General features: G+C 45.5%; 5 protein-coding genes. All 5 read left to right on the top strand.

The features are described from left to right. Nucleotides 1-37 precede the first annotated feature (37 nt). Nucleotides 38-3,928: a T9SS type A sorting domain-containing protein gene (locus tag K339_RS0130560; RefSeq protein ID WP_028526986.1), complete on the top strand. Its 3,891-nt coding sequence runs from the start codon at nucleotides 38-40 to the stop codon at nucleotides 3,926-3,928. Nucleotides 3,929-4,065: 137 nt separating this feature from the next. Continuing rightward, nucleotides 4,066-8,172 (top strand): hybrid sensor histidine kinase/response regulator transcription factor, encoded by a 4,107-nt coding sequence (locus tag K339_RS0130555; RefSeq protein ID WP_037302334.1) that lies wholly within the window; start codon nucleotides 4,066-4,068, stop codon nucleotides 8,170-8,172. Between the two features lie 83 nt (nucleotides 8,173-8,255). Next, a complete protein-coding gene (locus tag K339_RS0130550; protein ID WP_028526985.1) occupies nucleotides 8,256-13,979 on the top strand; it encodes a right-handed parallel beta-helix repeat-containing protein in 5,724 nt (1,907 codons plus the stop codon). A 137-nt stretch (nucleotides 13,980-14,116) separates the two neighbouring features. Next, nucleotides 14,117-18,223 carry a hybrid sensor histidine kinase/response regulator transcription factor gene (locus K339_RS0130545; protein WP_037302334.1) on the top strand — a complete coding sequence of 1,369 codons (4,107 nt, stop codon included), beginning with the start codon at nucleotides 14,117-14,119 and terminating at the stop codon, nucleotides 18,221-18,223. Between the two features lie 83 nt (nucleotides 18,224-18,306). After that, on the top strand, nucleotides 18,307-19,610 hold a 1,304-nt coding region (locus K339_RS38150; protein WP_211243864.1), incomplete at its 3' end, for a right-handed parallel beta-helix repeat-containing protein.

Below are 19,610 nucleotides of genomic sequence, written 5' to 3'. Positions count from 1 at the left end.
CTACGCATTATTCCTTTTTATTTCACTAATCCTAATTATGAGACCTATCGTTTACCCTGCTCGCTTTTCCAAAAGTATGCCTTTGTACCCTTTTCTGTTACACCATTGTTTGGGGATATTATGTATTTTAGTGGGCAGTATTTCTATCAGTCATGCCCAAACGGCTTGCGTAGATACCATCATTACGCCAATGCCTGATTATATTGGTATGGGTTATCAGCCGTACAAATTTTACCATGCCGATGGCTCAACGGCCACTACTTTTTACAGAGGCGAAACCATTTATACCTTCGCTCCTAATACAGCAGGTGCGTGTCGTTTTCCTAATGGTGCGACGTATATTGCTCCAGTGATGCCTGCCGAAGCTACGGCTCTATGTACACCTATCACAAGTAGTCAGTTTTGGTTAGGTGCCACTTTCAATGGGATGCCTTCTGTTAGTAGAAAAATCTGTCCAAGAGCGGGGGCTACACAAATGATGTACTCACAGCATCAAAAGTTTGTCATTGTTACTCCTGGTACCTATAATGTACCGTTTACCAATAGCAATGGGACTACAGTTAGTCTATCTATTGTCTCCCGTGTATGTGTCAGAGTGGACTGTGGGAATTTTGGTGGTGCGTATGAGCAAAAAGGGCTTCGTAACGGCAAGGTAGATTTGTTTGACGAAGATGGAAACGAACTTTACTATGAAAATGGAATGTGGCGAATCAGTGATGCCAATGGGATTGCTTTTCAGTCCACCTCACCTGGAGACTACCCCCCTACAACAAATTGGCTACCCGTCGTAGGGGCTGCTTGTGTAGGTACCATTATTTCAGTAAACAGCGGAGATTGTCCGCCTCCTACTCACTACAATATTAAAGCGACTATATCAAATGCCTGTGCCCAATTTAATGGGGTGTATATGCAAACGGGTTTTAGCCATGGGAGACCTACCCTGAAAGGGCCTAATTCTGCCCAGTTGCATTTTGCGCCATCATTAGGGTGGGTTTTCTCAGGAGATGTTTTTAGTGTTAATCAGACCTATCAAGGGGTAACGGTTTTTGCCAATAGTGCCCGTGGTTTTATACCCCCTACCACGGGCTGGGTAAGTAATACCGATTATCCTTGCGACGGCCCTCCTATTTTTAATATTGAAATAGTACCCGCCGCCATCCTCAACCCTATTCTTATGTGTGTGCAGGCCTCGTGTGGGACTATCCAGGGCAAATACACCCAAACCCGCACATGGAACGAGCGGCCTGATTTGTATGATGAAGACCAAAATCGGTTGTTTTATTGGGGCAGCGGCAGCGTGACACGTCCCGAAGGCTGGTATATTCGTGATAAAAACGATGTGTCCCTTTTTTATAATCCATCAACGGATACAAACCCACCTACTTCAGGTTGGACACCCTTCACTGGTGATGGTACTAGCTGTAGTGCCACTGTGGTGATTTCGTCAGGTGAGTGTGTCAGTTGCCCGCCGCCAACAACCTCGATTTCCTACACAGGGTCTCCTTATTGTTCAACAGTGGCGGAGGGGACTGTAACTCGGGCTGGCGTTGTAGGCGGAACGTACAGCTCAACAACAGGTTTAACGCTTGACTCGCAGACGGGAAAAATCACTCCATCGAGCAGTACGGCAGGCGCTTACACGGTGACTTACACGGTCAACAATAACGGTTGTTTGGAAGTGGTGAGGACCCAAGTGGCAATCGCTTCTCTTCCGACGGTTTATTCATTGACAGGTGGCGGGGTATATTGCTCGGGGAGTTCGGGGGCTGTCGTTGGCCTTTCTGGTTCAGAAACAGGAGTAACTTATCAGCTCAAAAATGGGAATGAACATGTTGGTACGCCTTTGGTAGGCACGGGTTCAGTGCTGAGTTTTGGCTCGCAAACGGCAGGCGTATATACCGTTGAGGCGATACGACAGGCTGGCGGTTGCACTTCGTTAGTGACAGGTTCGGTTATGGTTCAAATGGTCAGTAAGCCCACGATAAGTCTAGCAGTATTACAACAAACCCTCAACGAAGGCAATTCTCAAACCTTCTGCGATACAGACGCTAATCCAGTGAACAGTTTACAGTTTAATGTTTCGGGTTTGTGTGTGGTGGGTTCTCCCGTATGGCGGGTACAGGTAGGCAGCGGTGTTTGGAGCGCTTGGTCATCAGATGCTCCAGTCTCTCAATTATCCAATAACCAACCCCACCGCTACCAAGCAGCTTGCGATGCGACTTGCCCAAGTACCTATACGACTCTGATTGAATTGACAATCAATTATCGCGCTTCGGTGCCTCAAAATGTATCATTGTTGGTGGACGGTGTGACAGTAGCGGCTGGTGAAACGAAAGAAGTGTGTAGTGTTTCCAATACTGCGCTCACGTTTAATGCCAATTGCGGTGCAAATGAAGTGACACTTTACTCCGTTGACGGCGGCGAGTATTCCTCAGTGCTGCCCATGGGTTTGGTGGATAATCAATTCCACAATTACCGCGTACGTTGCCGTAAATCAGACGGTACGCCATCGTGTGTGGAATCTGAATCAGGCGTTATGCGTCTGAAATTAGTGACCATTCCATCAGCGCCGACGGTATCATTGACAACAACCTCAGGTTGCGATGCAGCAGCTAGTTTCAGTGGACAGTCCTCTTGTGGAAGCTTACGAACGGTTTGGTACAATGCTACTACGAACGTGGCCTTGCCCAATTTGCCATCGACAGTTCCATCGGAAACGACGTCGTACTACGCCCGTTGCCAGACGGAAAATGGCTGTGTGAGCGAGCGCAGCAATGTGGTGACGTTTACGCTGGCCTCGACGCAAGTAGCGCCCGAGGTGAGGGTATCTCAAGAGGTAGTTTGTACAGGGACGACGGTTCAGATTTCGGCGAATTGCCCTGTGGGAAGTCAGACATTTTGGAACACAGGGGTAACGACGCCGAGTTTTGAAGTCTCGTTTAACAACGTCATCAAGCAGAGTTATTGGGCGAAGTGTGTATTTGCAGGTGGTTGTCAAAGTGCAGAAAGTGCTCGTAAGGATGTGTATTGGGATGCTTTTGTGGTGAGGTTGATTAACATTGGGGAAAGTAAATCGTCGGTGAAGGTAAATGACCGTTCTGCGTGGAGTAGTCAGTTCATTACGCGTGACGGTGGGCCAGAATTGGGACAAAGTACGCAGCAAAATCCGACTTTATATTTTGTAGAAAATGCTAACAAAGTAGCACCCCGCTACTGGACAATCAACGCTGATGTGTGTGGTTTGGGGACAAATGGTTCGTTGACGTTCGACATGTTGGCGGCGCCTGAAATGGGCGTGCTACGTTCGTTCAACACGCACGAAAACAATGCTCCTTACTTTATGTACGCTAACCGCGAAGGCTGGACGGAGTTGTACGCCCAAAACCACCCCGCCTACGGCTTTTACCAAGACAACGGCGCAGGTGGCAACGTGTATGATGCAGGTTTGCCCAAGGGTTTGTACAAATTAGGTATTCGTTATTGGGATATGAAAGGCTGGGGTAGTATTTATCCATCGACGCGGAAGGCACAGGGGAATGTGTTGGCGTACCAAGAATACTGGTTCAGAATCCAGTCGAAAGATGGAGTAGGGGTAGGCGCAGCGCGGGAAGCTACCAGCGATTTGTCATCCCGACGGTTCGCCGATGCGAGGGATCTAAAACCTGCTGATAACGGGTCTTTCGCTACTATCCTCCCCAACCCCGTCACCAACATCCTTCGTCTCCAAGTGCAAGCTAACAAGGGGCAAGCAGTTCAAACTACCTTAACGGATGCGTCGGGTCGTCGGGTTTTGAGTCGCCAATTTGTTCCCGAAACCAACACCCATCAAGAAGAATTTAGGGTGAGTGAGCTGCCTGCGGGAATGTATTTCTTGCAAGTAAATGCGGGAGACAAACAGGCTACGCTGAAAGTAGTAAAAGTAGATTAAAACAAATTTTTTATTTTTATTAAAAAAGGCTATTCTAACGATTTGGGATAGCCTTTTTTGATGGGCCAACGCCAATCGTAAATCAAAAATCGCCCATCAACCATAGTATAATAGCGTCTGTTTTCGGATATTTGACAATGTTTTTTCGCATCATTTTTATTGTTTGTTGTCTATGCACCCGCGTTTTAGCCCAGTCGGAAGGTTGGCAGGAAATCTCCATTGGCGAAGGTCTTTCTCAGGGAATGATTCAGGAAATGACCCAAACAAAAGACGGCTTTATTTGGGTTGCTACCAAAGACGGGCTCAATCGCTACGATGGCTATAATTTTAAGGTTTTTACCCACGACCCATATAACAAATACAGTATTGCAGAAAATAACTGTACACAACTTCTGGAAGATAGCAAAGGAAGATTGTGGGTGAGCATCAATCGGAATCGACTTGATTTATTTGACGCGCGTACCCAACGGTTTTACCACTGCGAATTGAATCTTCAAACCAAACTTCCCGCGAGTTCTTACGAAATTAGTGCCCTTTTAGAAGATCCAGAAGGAAATATTTGGGTAGGGGCGGGGCAAAACAGTGTCTTTAAAATCAGCTTGCCTACTCACCTGAAAAATGGATTTCCTTCTGAGGCTAACTTTACAAAAGACTTAATTATCAAAGAGTTTTTCTTAGACGCTGTCAAAAATCAGGAAAATATCATTCGCTACATCAGTTTTAGCACCAACCATCAGGCAGTCATTGTGACCAATTATGGGCTCTACCAAATTGATTGGAAAAATCCCCGCACTACCACCAGAATCCCCGTTGCTTTTAATCAAAAATCTCCTTGGGCCACGGAAGATAAACAGGGACGTTTGCTCATTGCCCAATCCTCGCGAAGTATTCTATTTTGGAAGGATAGCATTCTCAAAAATGTACCTACATCGGTTCCTGTTGATCAAAGCCTGATTATTAAAAATGCTCCCCAAAGCCTGTTTATCAGAAAGATAGCTGACGGTCAATTTCTAATCACTTCAGATAAATACCTCTGGCTGATGTCTTCAGACGAAATTCTTCGTCGTGGGGTATTGACACCCTCTTCTGCGTTTTCGGCGCTGCCTCCAGAAATTGGAGCACGGGCGATGTTGAAAGACTCAGCTGGGAATATTTGGTTGGGTACGGGAGGGTACGGACTACGGAAATTAAATCCTCAATTCAGGCACTTTCATTCCTATTTGCCCAAGACTTCTGTTTATCAAATCTACCAAGACCATCAGGGAAGAACGTATATCTGCTCGCCGTTTGATCTTTTTTTAGTGGAAAGAACAACCAACAAAGCCGTTTCGCTGAAGCTGAATTCGGGCCGCTATCGTTTGCATCATTTGGTGCAAGACCGCCAAGGCGTTTTTTGGTTAACCGTAACCGATGAACTGCTCAAACAGGAATTGTTATGGAAATTTTCGACGGATTGGAAATTGCTCAAAACGTATCTGCTTCCTTCCAATGTGCTTTTAGGCTACCGCTATAACAAAACGTTGGAAGACAAAGAAGGAAATCTGTGGCTGGCCGACACTCGGAATCAATTGGTCAAGTTTATTCCCCAAACGGAGGCGTTTCGGGTCTATAGTTATCAGCATTTGTTCCCCAAAAACAGCACGGATGAAATTCTGGATTTGTACCAAGATCATGCAGGACGCTTGTGGATAGGAACCCAAAAAGGGCTGGTCAAGGTCGAAAATCCGCAGGCCAATACGCCTTCATTTCGCTTATATCGCAACTCCCGTACTGACCGAAAAAGCTTGAGCAATGATGTAGTATCAAGCATGATTGATGACCCCTACCAACCAAGCCGTTATTTGTGGGTTAGTACGAAAGGGGGTGGCTTGGAACGGTTTGATAAACAAACTGATGATTTTGAGCACTTTACTGAAGAGAAAGGACTGCCCAATAAAGTCGTGTATGGACTGTTGGAGGATGAATCGAAGCACCTCTGGATGAGTACCAATCGGGGGATAGCACGGCTGAATGTACAAACTTTGACCTTTAGAAATTTTACGAAAGCCGATGGCCTGCAGGACGACGAATTTAATACACAATCTTATTTCAAGGCGGCGTCGGGCGAGTTGTTGTTTGGGGGAGTAAACGGCCTTACCATCTTCAGGGCATCGGAAGTGGCTGAAAGTAAGATGAAGCCAATTGTTAAAATCATCGGTTTAAAAATCAATAACAAAACCATTGAACCAGGCGATGAAAGTAGCATTTTACTTCAATCCATCGACTATCTTCCCCCGCTCCATTTGGCCCATGATCAAAACTTGGTTACGCTCGAATTTGCGTTGAATGATTTTACCAACTCAGCCCGAAATCGCTACCGTTATCAATTGGTCGGCGTAGATAAAAATTGGGTAGAGGCAGGCACTAATCGTTTTGCCAATTACGCTCAACTTCCTGCGGGAAACTACACTTTTCGCGTTCAGGGCTCGGCCAACGGGGAAGAGTGGAGCCGACCGATTGCATTACGAATCCAAATCAATCCCCCCTTTTATCGAACCTGGTGGGCGTATTTACTTTACTTCTCGTTGCTGGCGTATGTCGTATATCGCCTTTACCTCAATCAACTCAGGCAAGCTATTTTGCGGTCGCAGGTGGCTGCTGGGAAACGGGAAGCAGAACGCCTGGAGGAATTGGATGCGCTCAAAACGCGTTTTTTTACCAATATTTCGCACGAATTTCGGACTCCTTTGACGCTGCTTATTGGCCCTTTAGCCGATTTAAAAGCCCAAATGCCGCATATCTCGGTGTTCAATACGATGCTGCGCAACGGTAATCGGTTGTTGCATCTCATCAATCAATTATTGGATTTAAGTAAATTGGAAGCGGGACAGCTTCAACCTGACATTCGTCAGCAAGATTTGATTATGTTCCTCAAAATTTTGGGAGAATCATACCAATCATTGGCCAAAAGCCAAAAGATTCAATTCGAAATCATTCGCAATATAGATTCGGCCATTGCCTATTTTGACGAAGATAAAGTGGAGAAAATTGTGAGTAATTTGCTTTCAAATGCCTTTAAATTTACCCCTCAAGGACAATCGGTTACGCTGTCAATTCACTATGAGGAGGCAACTGCCCGTTGTATTTTACGGGTTATTGATACGGGGATTGGGATTGCAGAAAGTCGTCAAAAACACATTTTCGATCGCTTTTATCAAATCGACAGTTCAGTTCAACGCCAATATGAAGGCACTGGAATTGGATTGGCGCTGGTAAAAGAGGTTGTACAGGTGCTAAAAGGAAATATCTACCTTCAAAGTCGGGAAAGGCAAGGAAGTACATTTACCGTCGAATTACCAGTTGGAAGGGACGATTGGAAACACTTGCCGATGGGAGAAAAGGCTATTGAAGAATATAGCGCTGTTGTATCCACCAAAGTAAATAATGCAAAAGAGAATGAAGTGACCGATTCCGTAATTCCTGCATCGGACAATTTGCTACTCATTGTTGATGACAATGCTGATATCCGCGCCTATGTTCGCAGTTTATTTGCTGCTTCGTATGCCATTATTGAGGCTGAAAATGGATTAGCGGGTTTGGAGAGAGCGATTGAGCAAGTGCCCGACCTCATTATTTCCGATTTGATGATGCCCCAAATGGATGGTTTTACTTTTTGCCAACAGCTCAAAGCCAATACTGCCACCAGTCACATTCCCGTATTGATGCTCACGGCCAACGCCTCGCTGGAGAGCCGACTGAAAGGTTATGAGTTGGGAGCTGATGATTATTTGACTAAGCCTTTTAACAAACAGGAAATACAGGCTCGGGTCAAAAATCTGATTCAGGCACGCGAACATCTACGGCAAAAATATAGCCAAATCACTGCTTTGAATCCTGCTAGTGAAGAATCTGAATCCGCTTCTCTGACCCTCGACGAACAGTTTTTGAAAAGAGCCCATGAACTGATTGATGCACATTTATCCGACAGTTCCTTTGGCGTGGAGGCGTTTTGTGAAGGGATGCATTTGAGTCGGTCGCAGGTATGGCGAAAACTCAAAGCACTCACCAATCAAACCGTCACGGAGTTCATCCGGAAGCACCGTCTCCAAGCAGCTGGCATACTTTTGCAACGTCAGTCTGGTACTGTTTCCGAAGTAGCTTATCAGGTAGGTTTCGAGAGTTTGTCTTATTTTTCCAAAGCTTTTCAGGAAGAATACGGCGTTTTTCCTTCGGATTACACCAAAAACTCCCCCGTGCAACAATAGAGCTAAAGAATGCAACAACAGCGTTAATGGCCATTGAGGGCATATTTTACCTTTGTCCTTCTCAACTATTCACGCTTGTTTTGATGAAAAACTTTTTACTCTTGCTCTCCTGCTGGCTATTGGCCAGCACTGCGTATGCCACTCGCTATTACGTTAAAACTGACGGCAACAATACCAACGACGGCCAAAGTTGGAATGCTGCTTTTGCCACCCTCCAAAAAGCACTGGAGGCGACTACTGGCAACAATGACGAAATTTGGGTTGCTAAGGGTACCTATTATCCTACGGTCAGAAGTAGCAGCAGCAACAGTCGTTCTGTAACTTTTGCCATGAAAAACGGCGTGGCCATTTATGGGGGCTTTGCTGGCACCGAGAACGCTCTTGCCGATAGAGTCTCTACCTTGATTCATAGCACTAATAAGACTGTTCTCAGTGGCGACGTGGATATGGACGGCATTCTTGACAGCGAAAACGCTTTTCAGGTTATTCGTAATGAGTCATTGAACAGTACCGCTAGAATAGACGGCTTTACCGTTTCGGATGGATATGCCAACGGAGCTACCACCCGTCATTTTGGCGGCGGAATGTACAACGCAGCAGCTTCTCCTACGGTGTCTAATTGTCGTTTTATCAACAACAGTGCCGAATCTGGTGGAGGGATGTATAATATAGCTTCTTCTCCAACTGTTACTAACTGTAGTTTTATAGAAAATACGGCCACCGATACTGGGGCTGGAATGTACACACTAACCAATTCTTCTCCTCTCATTTTTGATTGCCTTTTTTCTAAAAATACCGCTTCTTCCTTCGGAGGAGGAACGTACATTTTAAACTCTTCTCCTCAATTTACACGCTGTATTTTTTCTGGAAATACGTCCGCTGAAGGTGGCGGAGCAGTAATTGACACCTCTTCTCCTATTTTCACTAATTGCAGTTTTTCGGGAAACAAGGCAACGAGAACAGGAGGTGCTATCAGTATGTCCACTTCTAACCCTGTTATTACCAACTGTAGTCTATCAGGCAATCAAGCGGCTGACGGAGGCGGTGGTATTTATGCCTATTCCTCACGACTATCTACTATTAAGTTGCGAAATAGCATTATTTGGGGTAACAATACCGATGAATTGTTCCCCGCTGTTTCAGGCGGGAATGTTATCTATACCTTTACCAACACCATTGTTAAGGGGATGAATAATGGTTCGGGCTTTTTGGATGGTACCCAAGATCCGCTCTTTGTGAGCCAACCCGATTATAACGCTGCCCCTACTGCTCTGGGTGATCTTCGGTTGCAGGCTTGCTCTCCAGCCCTCAATGTAGGGGACAATACCGTTTTCAACGCTGGGCAAACGCCAGATTTATCGGCCATTACCACTGATTTGGCCAGTAACCCCCGCATTTTTAATACGACCGTAGATGTAGGGGCTTATGAATTGCAATCCATAGCCTCCGTTTTATATGTAAAATCCGATGGTGATGATAGCAACGATGGGTTGACTTGGAGTACGGCCTTCCAAACCTTACAACGGGCCTTAGATTTTGCATGCAGCGGTAAACAAATATGGGTAGCAAAAGGTACGTATTATCCTAACTCAGGTTATGGAGGCGGTAGATACGTACACTTTGAGATGAAAAACGGAGTGGCTATTTACGGGGGATTTGCTGGCACCGAAACGACCCTTTCCGAGCGGGTGGCTGCCCTCATTCATACAACCAACGCCACCATTCTCAGCGGCGATATAGATAAAGACGGGCTTCTTGATTCCGATAACGCCTATCAGGTGATTCGGAATCTAAACGTGAACAGCACCGCCCAAATAGAGGGTTTTATCATTTCCGATGGAAATGCTACCGGAAGCAATTCGTATCATTACGGCGGAGGGATGTTCAACTCAGGCTCTTCTCCTACAATCTCCAATTGCCGATTTACCAACAATCGTGCCGATACGGGTGGTGGTATGTATTCAGGTTCAGGTATTGTCACCAATTGCACTTTTACTGAAAACTATGCCAACGAATTTGGTGCTGGAATGGGAATGACCCGTTCGTCTCCCACACTTATTGATTGTCTGTTTTCTAATAATAAGTCCGTATATGGTGGAGCTTTGGATATTTTGGGATCGACCCCTAAGTTTATTCGTTGCATTTTTTCCGGAAACAGTGCCTCTCACGGCGGAGGAATATTAAATACCACTTCTGCTTCGATTTTCACTAACTGTAGCTTTCTGGGTAACAAGGCAGATGATGAAGGAGGGGGGATGTATATTGCCGCTTCCAAACCTTTATTTACTAACTGTACTTTTTCGGGTAATCAATCCCCTTTGGGCGGGGGAATACGCACCTATACTACTTCCAGTGAGGTAAAGATGCGTAACTGCCTTATTTGGGGTAACAGTACAGAATTATACCCTGTTGCGGCAAGTGGCAATATTACTTATACCTTTACCAACACCATTGTTAAGGAGATGAATAATGGTTCGGGCTTTTTGGATGGTACCCAAGATCCGCTCTTTGTGAGCCAACCCGATTATAACGCTGCCCCTACTGTTCTGGGTGATCTTCGGTTGCAGGCTTGCTCTCCAGCCCTCAATGTAGGGGACAATACCGTTTTCAACGCTGGGCAAACGCCAGATTTATCGGCCATTACCACTGATTTGGCCAGTAATCCCCGCATTTTTAATACGACCGTAGATGTAGGGGCTTATGAGTATCAATCTGATAATTCGTTGACCATTACTGCCAATTTTTCCAACCCTACTACCTGTGGTGGTACCAATGGCAGTATTACACTAAGCGGACTGACGGCCAACATAAGTTATACGGTTACTTACAAAAAAGATATGGGAAATACTCAATCGGTCAACTTGACAGCAAATACAGATGGTCAACTTACTTTGACTGGGTTATCCGCTGGAGACTATACCGATTTGGTGGCTACGTATGGAAGTTGTATCAGTGCTCCTACCACCGTCCATTTAACTCAACCTTCGGCACCTACAATCATTTTAGGAACAATTCCTACCATCTGCCAAGGCGCGGTTGAGGCAATTTTACCCTTCTCGAATGCAGTGAATAACCCCAACCAATTCAGCATTGATTTTAGTGTAAATGCTGAAACAGCTGGTTTTATTGACGTAAATAATGTCAACCTTTCTGGTTCTTCCACCTCAATAACAGTTCCAGGGAATGTAGTCGCGGGTAACTATACAGCTATTTTTACTGTAAAGAATTCAGATACTCAATGTGCCACTTCTCAACCAATCAACATCCAAGTCAATTCACAACCCATCGGCCCAACTTCAAACACTAAAATGCCTAACGTAGCGGCTGTTTGTTTTGGTACAGGTGTCAGTGCTACCTTTAACGCAGGAAGCGGTGGTGTGGGTTGTTCCGATGATTTCATTCTTATTATTGACAATGGAACGCCCGTGGCCTATACGCCTGGCAGTACTGTAGGTACGATGGCCACTACCTCTATCGTTATTCAAGGTCGCCGCGCCAATTGCAATCCCAACTCGGGCTGTAGCGGAAGTGAATATCTCACATTGGCAAGTTGGAATGTCAACGCTTTACCCACAGCGAGTATTTCTGGGACAACGACAGTTTGTCAAAACAGCCCTGCGCCAAACATCACGTTTACGGGGGCAAATGCCACGGCGCCATACACGTTTACGTACAAAATCAACGATGGTTCAGCCCAAACGGTGAAAACTACGAGTGGCAATAGCGTGACAGTCGCCGCGCCTACGGCTATGCCAGGGACATTTGTTTATACCTTGTTAAGTGTATCCGAAGGTTCCTCGACGAGCTGTAGCCAAACGCAAACAGGTTCGGAAAAGATAACGGTACAAGGCAAACCCACGATTGTTCTGAGCACGTTACAACAGACGTTAAATGAAGGCAATTCTCAAACCTTCTGCGACACGGATGCTAATCCAGTCAACAGTTTGCAGTTTGATGTTTCGGGTTTGTGTGTGGTGGGTTCTCCCGTATGGCGGGTACAGGTAGGCAGCGGTGTCTGGAGCGATTGGGCAACCAATCCACCAGTTTCCCAATTATCCAATAATCAACCCCACCGCTACCAAGCGGCTTGCGATGCGACTTGCCCAAGTACTTATACAAATCCGATTGAGTTGACGATTAATTATCGCGCTTCGGTGCCTCAAAATGTATCATTGTTGGTGGATGGCGTGACAGTGGCGCCAGGTGAGACGAAAGAAGTGTGTAGTTTGGTTAGAATTCCGCTCACGTTTAATGCCAATTGCGGTGCAAATGAAGTGACACTTTACTCCGTTGACGGTGGCGAGTATTCTTCAGTGCTGCCCACAAGTTTGTTGGACAATCAATTCCATAATTACCGTGTACGTTGCCGTAAACCAGACGGTACGCCATCGTGTGTGGAATCTGAATCGGGCGTCATGCGGTTGAAGTTGGTAAGTATTCCATCAGCGCCGACGGTATCATTGTCAACCACCTCAGGTTGTGATGCAACGGCCAGTTTCAGCGGACAATCCTCTTGCAGTAATTTGAAAACGGTTTGGTACAATGCTACTACGAACGTGGCCTTGCCCAGTCTGCCATCGACCATTCCAAGCGAGACGACCTCATACTACGCCCGTTGTCAGACGGAAAATGGTTGTGTGAGCGAAAAAAGTAGTGTGGTGACGTTTACGCTGTCATCAACGCAAGTAGCACCCGTGATCACCGCCTCGCAAGAGGTAGTTTGTACAGGAACGACGGTTCGGGTATCTGCCAATTGCCCTGTGGGAAGTCAGACATTTTGGAATACAGGGGTAACGACGCCGAGTTTTGAAGTGTCGTTTAACAATGTCATTAAGCAGAGTTATTGGGCGAAGTGTGTATTTGCAGGTGGTTGTCAAAGTGCAGAAAGTGCTCGTAAGGATATTTATTGGGATGCATTTGTGGTGAGGTTGATTAACATTGGGGAAAGTAAATCGTCGGTGAAGGTAAATGACCGTTCTGCGTGGAGTAGTCAGTTCATTACGCGTGACGGTGGGCCAGAATTGGGACAAAGTACGCAGCAAAATCCGACTTTATATTTTGTAGAAAATGCTAACAAAGTAGCACCCCGCTACTGGACAATCAACGCTGATGTGTGTGGTTTGGGGACAAATGGTTCGTTGACGTTCGACATGTTGGCGGCGCCTGAAATGGGCGTGCTACGTTCGTTCAACACGCACGAAAACAATGCTCCTTACTTTATGTACGCTAACCGCGAAGGCTGGACGGAGTTGTACGCCCAAAACCACCCCGCCTACGGCTTTTACCAAGACAACGGCGCAGGTGGCAACGTGTATGATGCAGGTTTGCCCAAGGGTTTGTACAAATTAGGTATTCGTTATTGGGATATGAAAGGCTGGGGTAGTATTTATCCATCGACGCGGAAGGCACAGGGGAATGTGTTGGCGTACCAAGAATACTGGTTCAGAATCCAGTCGAAAGATGGAGTAGGGGTAGGCGCAGCGCGGGAAGCTACCAGCGATTTGTCATCCCGACGGTTCGCCGATGCGAGGGATCTAAAACCTGCTGATAACGGGTCTTTCGCTACTATCCTCCCCAACCCCGTCACCAACATCCTTCGTCTCCAAGTGCAAGCTAACAAGGGGCAAGCAGTTCAAACTACCTTAACGGATGCGTCGGGTCGTCGGGTTTTGAGTCGCCAATTTGTTCCCGAAACCAACACCCATCAAGAAGAATTTAGGGTGAGTGAGCTGCCTGCGGGAATGTATTTCTTGCAAGTAAATGCGGGAGACAAACAGGCTACGCTGAAAGTAGTAAAAGTAGATTAAAACAAATTTTTTATTTTTATTAAAAAAGGCTATTCTAACGATTTGGGATAGCCTTTTTTGATGGGCCAACGCCAATCGTAAATCAAAAATCGCCCATCAACCATAGTATAATAGCGTCTGTTTTCGGATATTTGACAATGTTTTTTCGCATCATTTTTATTGTTTGTTGTCTATGCACCCGCGTTTTAGCCCAGTCGGAAGGTTGGCAGGAAATCTCCATTGGCGAAGGTCTTTCTCAGGGAATGATTCAGGAAATGACCCAAACAAAAGACGGCTTTATTTGGGTTGCTACCAAAGACGGGCTCAATCGCTACGATGGCTATAATTTTAAGGTTTTTACCCACGACCCATATAACAAATACAGTATTGCAGAAAATAACTGTACACAACTTCTGGAAGATAGCAAAGGAAGATTGTGGGTGAGCATCAATCGGAATCGACTTGATTTATTTGACGCGCGTACCCAACGGTTTTACCACTGCGAATTGAATCTTCAAACCAAACTTCCCGCGAGTTCTTACGAAATTAGTGCCCTTTTAGAAGATCCAGAAGGAAATATTTGGGTAGGGGCGGGGCAAAACAGTGTCTTTAAAATCAGCTTGCCTACTCACCTGAAAAATGGATTTCCTTCTGAGGCTAACTTTACAAAAGACTTAATTATCAAAGAGTTTTTCTTAGACGCTGTCAAAAATCAGGAAAATATCATTCGCTACATCAGTTTTAGCACCAACCATCAGGCAGTCATTGTGACCAATTATGGGCTCTACCAAATTGATTGGAAAAATCCCCGCACTACCACCAGAATCCCCGTTGCTTTTAATCAAAAATCTCCTTGGGCCACGGAAGATAAACAGGGACGTTTGCTCATTGCCCAATCCTCGCGAAGTATTCTATTTTGGAAGGATAGCATTCTCAAAAATGTACCTACATCGGTTCCTGTTGATCAAAGCCTGATTATTAAAAATGCTCCCCAAAGCCTGTTTATCAGAAAGATAGCTGACGGTCAATTTCTAATCACTTCAGATAAATACCTCTGGCTGATGTCTTCAGACGAAATTCTTCGTCGTGGGGTATTGACACCCTCTTCTGCGTTTTCGGCGCTGCCTCCAGAAATTGGAGCACGGGCGATGTTGAAAGACTCAGCTGGGAATATTTGGTTGGGTACGGGAGGGTACGGACTACGGAAATTAAATCCTCAATTCAGGCACTTTCATTCCTATTTGCCCAAGACTTCTGTTTATCAAATCTACCAAGACCATCAGGGAAGAACGTATATCTGCTCGCCGTTTGATCTTTTTTTAGTGGAAAGAACAACCAACAAAGCCGTTTCGCTGAAGCTGAATTCGGGCCGCTATCGTTTGCATCATTTGGTGCAAGACCGCCAAGGCGTTTTTTGGTTAACCGTAACCGATGAACTGCTCAAACAGGAATTGTTATGGAAATTTTCGACGGATTGGAAATTGCTCAAAACGTATCTGCTTCCTTCCAATGTGCTTTTAGGCTACCGCTATAACAAAACGTTGGAAGACAAAGAAGGAAATCTGTGGCTGGCCGACACTCGGAATCAATTGGTCAAGTTTATTCCCCAAACGGAGGCGTTTCGGGTCTATAGTTATCAGCATTTGTTCCCCAAAAACAGCACGGATGAAATTCTGGATTTGTACCAAGATCATGCAGGACGCTTGTGGATAGGAACCCAAAAAGGGCTGGTCAAGGTCGAAAATCCGCAGGCCAATACGCCTTCATTTCGCTTATATCGCAACTCCCGTACTGACCGAAAAAGCTTGAGCAATGATGTAGTATCAAGCATGATTGATGACCCCTACCAACCAAGCCGTTATTTGTGGGTTAGTACGAAAGGGGGTGGCTTGGAACGGTTTGATAAACAAACTGATGATTTTGAGCACTTTACTGAAGAGAAAGGACTGCCCAATAAAGTCGTGTATGGACTGTTGGAGGATGAATCGAAGCACCTCTGGATGAGTACCAATCGGGGGATAGCACGGCTGAATGTACAAACTTTGACCTTTAGAAATTTTACGAAAGCCGATGGCCTGCAGGACGACGAATTTAATACACAATCTTATTTCAAGGCGGCGTCGGGCGAGTTGTTGTTTGGGGGAGTAAACGGCCTTACCATCTTCAGGGCATCGGAAGTGGCTGAAAGTAAGATGAAGCCAATTGTTAAAATCATCGGTTTAAAAATCAATAACAAAACCATTGAACCAGGCGATGAAAGTAGCATTTTACTTCAATCCATCGACTATCTTCCCCCGCTCCATTTGGCCCATGATCAAAACTTGGTTACGCTCGAATTTGCGTTGAATGATTTTACCAACTCAGCCCGAAATCGCTACCGTTATCAATTGGTCGGCGTAGATAAAAATTGGGTAGAGGCAGGCACTAATCGTTTTGCCAATTACGCTCAACTTCCTGCGGGAAACTACACTTTTCGCGTTCAGGGCTCGGCCAACGGGGAAGAGTGGAGCCGACCGATTGCATTACGAATCCAAATCAATCCCCCCTTTTATCGAACCTGGTGGGCGTATTTACTTTACTTCTCGTTGCTGGCGTATGTCGTATATCGCCTTTACCTCAATCAACTCAGGCAAGCTATTTTGCGGTCGCAGGTGGCTGCTGGGAAACGGGAAGCAGAACGCCTGGAGGAATTGGATGCGCTCAAAACGCGTTTTTTTACCAATATTTCGCACGAATTTCGGACTCCTTTGACGCTGCTTATTGGCCCTTTAGCCGATTTAAAAGCCCAAATGCCGCATATCTCGGTGTTCAATACGATGCTGCGCAACGGTAATCGGTTGTTGCATCTCATCAATCAATTATTGGATTTAAGTAAATTGGAAGCGGGACAGCTTCAACCTGACATTCGTCAGCAAGATTTGATTATGTTCCTCAAAATTTTGGGAGAATCATACCAATCATTGGCCAAAAGCCAAAAGATTCAATTCGAAATCATTCGCAATATAGATTCGGCCATTGCCTATTTTGACGAAGATAAAGTGGAGAAAATTGTGAGTAATTTGCTTTCAAATGCCTTTAAATTTACCCCTCAAGGACAATCGGTTACGCTGTCAATTCACTATGAGGAGGCAACTGCCCGTTGTATTTTACGGGTTATTGATACGGGGATTGGGATTGCAGAAAGTCGTCAAAAACACATTTTCGATCGCTTTTATCAAATCGACAGTTCAGTTCAACGCCAATATGAAGGCACTGGAATTGGATTGGCGCTGGTAAAAGAGGTTGTACAGGTGCTAAAAGGAAATATCTACCTTCAAAGTCGGGAAAGGCAAGGAAGTACATTTACCGTCGAATTACCAGTTGGAAGGGACGATTGGAAACACTTGCCGATGGGAGAAAAGGCTATTGAAGAATATAGCGCTGTTGTATCCACCAAAGTAAATAATGCAAAAGAGAATGAAGTGACCGATTCCGTAATTCCTGCATCGGACAATTTGCTACTCATTGTTGATGACAATGCTGATATCCGCGCCTATGTTCGCAGTTTATTTGCTGCTTCGTATGCCATTATTGAGGCTGAAAATGGATTAGCGGGTTTGGAGAGAGCGATTGAGCAAGTGCCCGACCTCATTATTTCCGATTTGATGATGCCCCAAATGGATGGTTTTACTTTTTGCCAACAGCTCAAAGCCAATACTGCCACCAGTCACATTCCCGTATTGATGCTCACGGCCAACGCCTCGCTGGAGAGCCGACTGAAAGGTTATGAGTTGGGAGCTGATGATTATTTGACTAAGCCTTTTAACAAACAGGAAATACAGGCTCGGGTCAAAAATCTGATTCAGGCACGCGAACATCTACGGCAAAAATATAGCCAAATCACTGCTTTGAATCCTGCTAGTGAAGAATCTGAATCCGCTTCTCTGACCCTCGACGAACAGTTTTTGAAAAGAGCCCATGAACTGATTGATGCACATTTATCCGACAGTTCCTTTGGCGTGGAGGCGTTTTGTGAAGGGATGCATTTGAGTCGGTCGCAGGTATGGCGAAAACTCAAAGCACTCACCAATCAAACCGTCACGGAGTTCATCCGGAAGCACCGTCTCCAAGCAGCTGGCATACTTTTGCAACGTCAGTCTGGTACTGTTTCCGAAGTAGCTTATCAGGTAGGTTTCGAGAGTTTGTCTTATTTTTCCAAAGCTTTTCAGGAAGAATACGGCGTTTTTCCTTCGGATTACACCAAAAACTCCCCCGTGCAACAATAGAGCTAAAGAATGCAACAACAGCGTTAATGGCCATTGAGGGCATATTTTACCTTTGTCCTTCTCAACTATTCACGCTTGTTTTGATGAAAAACTTTTTACTCTTGCTCTCCTGCTGGCTATTGGCCAGCACTGCGTATGCCACTCGCTATTACGTTAAAACTGACGGCAACAATACCAACGACGGCCAAAGTTGGAATGCTGCTTTTGCCACCCTCCAAAAAGCACTGGAGGCGACTACTGGCAACAATGACGAAATTTGGGTTGCTAAGGGTACCTATTATCCTACGGTCAGAAGTAGCAGCAGCAACAGTCGTTCTGTAACTTTTGCCATGAAAAACGGCGTGGCCATTTATGGGGGCTTTGCTGGCACCGAGAACGCTCTTGCCGATAGAGTCTCTACCTTGATTCATAGCACTAATAAGACTGTTCTCAGTGGCGACGTGGATATGGACGGCATTCTTGACAGCGAAAACGCTTTTCAGGTTATTCGTAATGAGTCATTGAACAGTACCGCTAGAATAGACGGCTTTACCGTTTCGGATGGATATGCCAACGGAGCTACCACCCGTCATTTTGGCGGCGGAATGTACAACGCAGCAGCTTCTCCTACGGTGTCTAATTGTCGTTTTATCAACAACAGTGCCGAATCTGGTGGAGGGATGTATAATATAGCTTCTTCTCCAACTGTTACTAACTGTAGTTTTATAGAAAATACGGCCACCGATACTGGGGCTGGAATGTACACACTAACCAATTCTTCTCCTCTCATTTTTGATTGCCTTTTTTCTAAAAATACCGCTTCTTCCTTCGGAGGAGGAACGTACATTTTAAACTCTTCTCCTCAATTTACACGCTGTATTTTTTCTGGAAATACGTCCGCTGAAGGTGGCGGAGCAGTAATTGACACCTCTTCTCCTATTTTCACTAATTGCAGTTTTTCGGGAAACAAGGCAACGAGAACAGGAGGTGCTATCAGTATGTCCACTTCTAACCCTGTTATTACCAACTGTAGTCTATCAGGCAATCAAGCGGCTGACGGAGGCGGTGGTATTTATGCCTATTCCTCACGACTATCTACTATTAAGTTGCGAAATAGCATTATTTGGGGTAACAATACCGATGAATTGTTCCCCGCTGTTTCAGGCGGGAATGTTATCTATACCTTTACCAACACCATTGTTAAGGGGATGAATAATGGTTCGGGCTTTTTGGATGGTACCCAAGATCCGCTCTTTGTGAGCCAACCCGATTATAACGCTGCCCCTACTGCTCTGGGTGATCTTCGGTTGCAGGCTTGCTCTCCAGCCCTCAATGTAGGGGACAATACCGTTTTCAACGCTGGGCAAACGCCAGATTTATCGGCCATTACCACTGATTTGGCCAGTAA

This window comes from Runella limosa DSM 17973 (genome assembly GCF_000482465.1).
GTDB classification, from domain to species: Bacteria; Bacteroidota; Bacteroidia; order Cytophagales; family Spirosomataceae; genus Runella; species Runella limosa.
Note: the sequence above shows the minus strand (reverse complement) of the source record. Positions and strands in the feature narration are given on the sequence as shown.